We start from the raw sequence: 7,232 nt of genomic DNA on the forward strand, positions 1-7,232 counted from the left end.
CCTGATGTCTTCCCTGTCACGCGTTTTGCACCCCACATCCATCGCTGTGATTGGCGGCGGCGCCTGGTGCGTCTCAGTGATCGAACAGGCCCGGAAATTCGGGTTTCAGGGCGACATCTGGCCGGTCCACCCAAAAGCCGGTCAAATCGCGGGTCTGAGTGCTTTTGCACGCCTTGAGGACCTTCCAGCGGCCCCCGACGTAGCCTTTGTTGGCATCAACCGTCATGCAACGATCGAGACTGTCGCGGTCCTTTCGGCCATGGGGGCCGGGGGCGCAGTGTGTTTTGCCTCGGGATTTACCGAAGCGCATGCCGAGGACGATCAGGGTGCAGATTTGCAGGTCCGTTTGGTGCAGGCCGCAGGCGAGATGCCGATCCTCGGGCCAAACTGTTATGGCTTCGTCAACGGGCTAGACCGTGCCGCTGTTTGGCCCGATCAGCACGGCATGCGACCGGTAGATCGCGGTGTGGCGATCCTGACGCAAAGTTCGAACATAGCGATCAATATGACGATGCAGCGCCGGGCCTTGCCGCTGGCCTTTATGCTGACCAGTGGGAATCAGGCGCAGACCCATCAGGCCGACATCGCCTCGGCCCTGTTGGATGATGACCGGATCACAGCGATTGGCGTCCATATCGAGGGGTTCGGTGACCTGCGCAAATGGGAGGCGCTGGCCAAAAAGGCTCGGGATCGTAACGTGCCGATTGTTGCGCTGAAAGTGGGCCGGTCCGCCCATGCACAGGCGGCGACGATTTCCCATACAGCCTCGTTGGCGGGTGGTGATGCGGGCGCGCAGGCATTTCTGGATCGCCTTGGGATCGCGCGTTTGGATGACATTCCCAGTTTCCTGGAATGCCTCAAGCTGCTGCACGTGTCCGGGCGGTTGGATACGAACGGCTTGGGATCGATCAGTTGTTCGGGTGGTGAGGCAAGTCTGGCGGCCGACATGGCCGAGGGGCGCGACCTGCACTTCCCGCCGTTGTCGCAAGCACAAAAAGCTGACCTGCGCGATGCCTTGGGACCGATGGTAGCACTGGCGAACCCGCTGGATTATCACACCTATATCTGGCGGGATACGCAGGCCATGACACGGGCGTGGTCCGCAATGATGAACCCTGAACAGGCCCTGACTATGGCGATTCTCGACTATCCGCACACGGATGCGACCGATTGGGAATGCGCCACGCAGGCTGCTTTGAATTGCGTTGCTCAGACAGGGCGTCCCTTTGCAGTAACAGCGACTCTGCCGGAGCTTTTGCCCGAAGACGTTGCACATCGATTACTCGATGGCGGTGTTGTCTCTTTTGCCGGATTGCACGAAGCGCTTGCGGCAATTGAGGCAGCCGCGCGGCCGCAAGCAACGGAGGCCGAACCGGTCCTGTTGCCCTCGGATACCGTTGCAGATCACGTTCTGACCGAAGCAGAAGCCAAGAGGGCGCTGGCGGATTTCGGTGTTTGTGTGCCGCACAACGTCGTGGTACCGGCGGATCTGGCAAAACAAGCCTCTGCCGCGCTGACTGGTCCTTTTGCGATTAAGGGCGTCGGGCTGGCGCATAAGTCGGAACATGCGGCCGTGCGCCTTGAAGTCCACTCAGACGCTGTTGGCGAAGTCGCGGCGGATATCGGAACCGAAGAGGTCCTTATTGAGGAATTGGCTGTTGGCGGCGTGGCAGAATTGTTGGTCGGCGTGACCCGAGACCCGGCGCATGGATTTGTTCTGACGCTGGGTGCCGGAGGTGTGTTGACTGAAATCCTGCGCGACACGGTTTCACTTTTGATCCCATCCTCTCGCACCGCGGTGAAAGAGGCGCTGGGTAAATTGAACTGCGCCCCTTTGCTGGCGGGATATCGCGGCAAACCAGCGGCAGAGATTGAGGCCATCCTGGACGCTGTCGATGCGGTGCAGGCCTACGTCATTGCCAATGCATCCCATGTCAGCGAAGTTGAAATAAACCCACTGATCTGCACACCGGACCGTGCCATGGCGGTGGATGCTCTGATCCGAAAGGCAAGTAAATGAACCCGGTCAAAACCAAGCGCGATGGCGCTATTCTGGAAGTCACTTTGGACCGTCCCAAAGCGAACGCGATTGATTTGGCGACCAGCCGCGTCATGGGCGAGGTGTTTCGTGACTTCCGTGATGATCCTGATCTGCGCGTCGCAATCCTGACCGGGGGTGGAGAGAAGTTCTTTTGCCCCGGCTGGGATTTGAAAGCAGCCGCTGACGGAGACGCAGTCGACGGAGACTATGGCGTTGGTGGCTTTGGCGGGCTGCAGGAACTGCGGGACATGAACAAGCCGGTCATCGCAGCCGTCAACGGGATTGCCTGCGGCGGCGGGTTAGAATTGGCCCTGAGCGCCGACATGATCCTTGCTGCGGAACACGCCAGTTTTGCGCTGCCGGAAATCCGCTCAGGCACAGTGGCCGATGCCGCAAGTGTCAAACTGCCAAAACGTATTCCGTATCACGTGGCGATGGAACTGCTTTTGACCGGACGCTGGTTCGACCCGCATGAAGCGAAGAACTGGGGGTTGGTGAACGAAATCGTTCCAGGTGATCAGTTGATGGATCGGGCATGGGAACTGGCGCGCCTTTTGGCCAGCGGCCCGCCCTTGGTTTATGCCGCGATCAAGGCAATCGTACGCGATGCCGAAGATTCCAAATTTCAGGATGCCATGAACCGGATCACCGGGCGGCAATTGCCGACGGTTGATACCCTCTATGGCTCTGAAGACAATCTGGAAGGCGCCCGCGCTTTTGCTGAAAAGCGTGATCCCGTGTGGAAAGGTCGATAGTAGGCCTAAGCGCGTTCAAACAGGGCTATCAGCGCTGTGTCATCTTTGTTGGGGCCAGATGCAAGATCGCCATAGATGCGAACTTCGGGCAGGGTCAGGTTTCGAATCTGGCCTTGCGCTAACCGGTGCAGGGCTTCGGCAAATCCCAGCTTTTCATAATGTTGGGCATTGATCGACAGCGCGAATTGTGCACCGGGGCGGGCCACACGCAGCAGTGCAGTCAAAGCTTCTGGCCCGAGGTGGCCATGGGTGAACGAACCGGATGAAACGATCCCGGAGTAACTTTCGCGCGGCACTGGGATGCCTTCGTTCAGATCGGCCTCAATGGCGTCGCGGTAGATATCCTTGCGCATGGCCTGATCCAGCATCTCGGCGCTGATATCGGTGGCATCTATCGGTCCCACACCTAGCCGGGCCAGAACCGCGCCGCACAGGCCAGTGCCTGCACCTACATCAAGCACAGGCCCTTGCCCGCCGGCGCCGACAAAGGCGCGGGCGGTATGGATGTGCAGCTGATAGTCCTCGCGCGTGGCAAAGCCTTCGTCGTAATCCCCGGCCCATTCAGCATAGAGACGCTTGTGGTCTTCCGGGGAATCCAGCGCGTAGGCGGCATGCAGGTCTGGTGTTTTGTCACTCATACCCAAAAGAAAGGCGCATTGGGGGATTCGAATCAAGTATCCTTGGCAGAGTTCTTGCATCTGGCGAAATTGCGGATCATCTAAGAGCGTATGACAGGCACACTATTTTCCTTCGGTCACGGGTACTCGGCACAGGCCTTGTCCCGTCAGTTGCAACCCCATGGTTGGCGTATCTTCGGCACGACGCGTGATCCGGCCCAATCGCAGGTGGTCAAGGCGTCCGGCGCAGAGCCGGTGATTTGGCCGGGGCAAGTGCCACAGCTGGATGGGGTGACGCATCTTTTGATCTCGGCCGCGCCAAACGCGGACGGAGATCCGGTTCTGGCTGCATTGGCGGATGAGATTGCGGAACGGGCGGCGCAATTCAAATGGGTTGGCTATCTGTCGACCACGGCCGTGTATGGCGATCATCAGGGCAACTGGGTCGACGAGGCCACCCCTGCGACGCCAACGGCGCAGCGCGGCAAATGGCGGGTGCAGGCGGAAGAGCAGTGGCAGAACATCCCCGGCTTGCCGACACACATTTTTCGCCTTGCAGGCATCTATGGTCCCGGTCGCGGGCCGTTTTCCAAGCTCAAGCGTGTGGGTATGCGACGTATCATCAAGCCCGAGCAGGTCTTTTCCCGAATTCATGTCGCCGACATTGCCCAGGTTCTTGCCGCGTCCATGTCCGCGCCTAATCCGGGGGCGATTTACAACGTATGTGATGATGAACCCGTTCCACCGCAGGATGTCATCGCCTATGCGGCCGAATTGCAGGGATTGCCATTGCCGCCCGAAGTACCGTTCGACGAGGCCGACATGACCCCCATGGCGCGCAGCTTTTACAATGAGAACAAGCGGGTCAGGAACGATCGGATCAAGGATGAGCTGGGTGTAAACCTAATGTATCCGAACTATCGGGTCGGATTGAGGTCGCTGATGACCGATGACTGAGCTATCGCCGTAATTTCAGGTGATGCGCCCCGGATGCTTAGTGATAGTTTTTGGTTATCAGAACCATCCATAAAGAAAACTTATTTGCATGGTTCGAATTTGCTAGGTCTGGCGGCGACAAGACAAGAGTCGCCGATACCTTTGACAGAATGCGCGCAATCCAAGCCGCGCATCTAAAAGAGGTAAAAGTGTCATCTATATATGTTCTTGATCGCCCGCGTTTCTCACCGCGCGTACGAGCCGGATTTTAGCCAGGATTGGAGATCGACATGGACGGAAGTGATAACCCCAAAACGGGCGGATGCCCTGTAATGCACGGCGCAGGAACCCGGTCGAACCGGGATTGGTGGCCGAACCAGCTGAACCTGTCGATCCTACATCAGAACGCACCCGCGTCGAACCCGCTGGGGCCTGATTTCGACTACGCTGAAGAATTCAAGAAGCTGGACATGAAGGCGCTGAAAGAAGACCTGTACGCGCTGATGACCGATTCTCAGGATTGGTGGCCTGCCGACTATGGTCATTACGGCGGTCTGTTCATCCGCATGGCCTGGCACAGCGCCGGTACATATCGCACGGCGGATGGCCGTGGCGGTGCCTCGACCGGGAACCAGCGCTTTGCGCCACTGAACAGCTGGCCGGATAACGGCAACCTTGATAAGGCGCGCCGTCTGCTGTGGCCGATCAAACAGAAATACGGCAACCAGATTTCCTGGGCCGACCTGATGATCCTTGCCGGCAATTGCGCGATTGAATCCATGGGCGGCAAGACATTTGGCTTTGCTGGTGGTCGCGCGGATATCTGGGCGCCTGAAGAAGACATCTATTGGGGTTCCGAAACTGAATGGCTTGCCCCCACCGAAAACCCGCACAGCCGGTACACTGGTGAGCGCGACATGGAAAACCCACTCGCCGCCGTTCAGATGGGTCTGATCTATGTGAACCCCGAAGGTCCGGATGGTGAGCCCAATGTTCTGGCCTCAGGCCGTGATATCCGTGACACCTTTGGCCGGATGGCGATGAACGATGAGGAAACAGTCGCGTTGGTTGCTGGTGGCCACACCTTTGGTAAGGCGCACGGCGCGGGCGATCCTGATTTGGTCGGCCCCGAACCCGAAGCGGCACCGATCGAAGAGATGGGCCTTGGCTGGATCAACAAGTTCGGCTCGGGCGTCGGTGACGATACCACGACCTCGGGCATCGAGGGCGCATGGACCGCGAACCCGATCAAATGGGATAACGGCTATTTCGACCTGTTGTTTGGATATGAGTGGAACCTGACCAAAAGCCCCTCGGGCGCATGGATCTGGGAACCGATCGGGGTCAAGGAAGAAGACATGGCCCCGGCGGCCGGTGATCCGACCAAGAAGGTCAAAACCATGATGACCACCGCCGACATGGCGATGCGCATGGATCCGATCTATGGCCCGATCTCGAAACGCTTCCACGAGAACCCGGAAGAGTTCGCAGATGCCTTCGCGCGCGCCTGGTTCAAGCTGACCCACCGCGATATGGGGCCGCGGTCGAACTATATCGGTTCGGAAGCCCCGACCGAAGAGCTGATCTGGCAGGACAACGTGCCTGCGGTGGATCACGATCTGGTCGATGCTGCAGAAATTGTGGATTTGAAAACCAAGATCGCTGCTACTGGTCTGTCGGTGTCCGAGCTGATCTCAACCGCATGGGCCTCGGCCTCGACCTTCCGTGGGTCGGACAAGCGGGGCGGTGCCAACGGCGCCCGTATCCGTCTTGCGCCTCAGAAGGATTGGGATGTCAACGAGCCAATGAAACTGTCCAAGGTGCTGGACGCGCTGACAGGCGTGCAAGAGGCGTTCAACGGCGCGCAGTCAGGCAACAAGAAAGTGTCGCTGGCCGACCTGATCGTTCTGGCCGGTGCCGTCGGCATCGAGCAGGCTGCCAAAGCTGGTGGTCAGGATGTCGAGGTTCCGTTCACCCCGGGCCGCACCGATGCATCGCAAGAGCAGACCGATGTGGACAGCGTCGCAGTCCTGGAGCCCGCAGCAGACGGTTTCCGCAACTACCAAAAGGCCGACTACACCGTCTCGCCCGAAGAGTTGCTGGTCGATCGCGCCCAATTGTTGACCTTGTCCGCACCAGAGATGACGGCACTTGTCGGAGGCCTGCGCGTGCTGGGTGCCAACTTCGGTGACACCAAGCATGGGGTGTTCACGGATCGTGTGGGTGTACTCAGCAATGACTTCTTCACCAACATTCTGGACATGGGCACCGAATGGAAACCTGCCGGCAAGGGCGTTTATGAAGGTCGTGACCGCGCCAGCGGTGAGATCAAATGGACCGGTACACGCGTCGATCTGGTCTTCGGTTCGAACTCGCAACTGCGGGCGCTTGCTGAGGTCTACGGTCAGACGGGTGCCGAGGGTAAATTCGTCTGTGACTTTGTCTCGGCCTGGAACAAGGTGATGAACGCGGATCGATTTGATCTGAAGTAAACCGACGATCATCGCAGAGGTAGCGCCGCCCGAGGGGACTCGGGCGGCGTTTTCTTTGGGTCGAGTCCCGCGGGCATACCAAGCATTGGGTACGATTCCGCCCAAAGCCTTGACTAACCCGCGCGTCACGCATCGCCCAGCCCTGTTTCTTACCCAAATTATTAAGCTAACTTATTGTTTTCATTAACATGGGCGAGTTTCTGCAGAGAAATATGAAGTTTTTTCAAAATGGGGGTTGCAGGTCCCAGACCTAATCCGTAAATACCCCTTCACCGGCGCTGCTGAGGCGCTTGGGACACACCGGCGAGACGGTGGGACGGGTTGGAGAGACAGCCGGACGCATCGGAGAGACGGTGGGCATCTTAGGGAATGATTTAGGCGGGCGCGCTGA

At 58.7% G+C, this 7,232-nt stretch carries 5 protein-coding genes; 4 read left to right on the forward strand and 1 reads right to left on the reverse strand.

The features are described 5' to 3' along the window. Positions 1-4 precede the first annotated feature (4 nt). Positions 5-2,020 (forward strand): acetate--CoA ligase family protein, encoded by a 2,016-nt coding sequence (locus QMP16_RS21845; RefSeq protein WP_282154116.1) that lies wholly within the window; start codon positions 5-7, stop codon positions 2,018-2,020. Beyond that, the gene (locus QMP16_RS21850; RefSeq protein WP_108860445.1) at positions 2,017-2,796 is read left to right on the forward strand and encodes a carnitinyl-CoA dehydratase; all 780 of its coding nucleotides are present in this window, start codon (positions 2,017-2,019) and stop codon (positions 2,794-2,796) included. Before QMP16_RS21845 ends, QMP16_RS21850 begins: the two co-directional genes overlap by 4 nt. Before the next feature lie 5 nt (positions 2,797-2,801). Here the strand turns inward: QMP16_RS21850 and QMP16_RS21855 are convergent, their stop codons facing one another. After that, the gene (locus QMP16_RS21855) at positions 2,802-3,434 is read right to left on the reverse strand and encodes a class I SAM-dependent DNA methyltransferase (RefSeq protein ID WP_282154117.1); all 633 of its coding nucleotides are present in this window, start codon (positions 3,432-3,434) and stop codon (positions 2,802-2,804) included. Between the two features lie 90 nt (positions 3,435-3,524). On the opposite strand from QMP16_RS21855, the gene QMP16_RS21860 reads away from it, so the two are divergent. Next, a complete protein-coding gene (locus QMP16_RS21860) occupies positions 3,525-4,370 on the forward strand; it encodes an SDR family oxidoreductase (protein ID WP_282154118.1) in 846 nt (281 codons plus the stop codon). A gap of 269 nt (positions 4,371-4,639) precedes the next feature. Beyond that, positions 4,640-6,841: a catalase/peroxidase HPI gene (gene katG, locus QMP16_RS21865; protein WP_282154119.1), complete on the forward strand. Its 2,202-nt coding sequence runs from the start codon at positions 4,640-4,642 to the stop codon at positions 6,839-6,841. Positions 6,842-7,232: the final 391 nt, after the last annotated feature.

The organism is Ruegeria atlantica, assembly GCF_947495585.1.
GTDB lineage: Bacteria > Pseudomonadota > Alphaproteobacteria > Rhodobacterales > Rhodobacteraceae > Ruegeria > Ruegeria atlantica_G.

Coding starts and splice junctions, on each gene's coding strand:
- QMP16_RS21845 (WP_282154116.1), top strand. CDS start 5: ATGTCTTCCCTGTCACGCGTTTTGCACCCCACATCCATCGCTGTGATT.
- QMP16_RS21850 (WP_108860445.1), top strand. CDS start 2,017: ATGAACCCGGTCAAAACCAAGCGCGATGGCGCTATTCTGGAAGTCACT.
- QMP16_RS21855 (WP_282154117.1), bottom strand. CDS start 3,434: ATGAGTGACAAAACACCAGACCTGCATGCCGCCTACGCGCTGGATTCC.
- QMP16_RS21860 (WP_282154118.1), top strand. CDS start 3,525: ATGACAGGCACACTATTTTCCTTCGGTCACGGGTACTCGGCACAGGCC.
- katG (WP_282154119.1), top strand. CDS start 4,640: ATGGACGGAAGTGATAACCCCAAAACGGGCGGATGCCCTGTAATGCAC.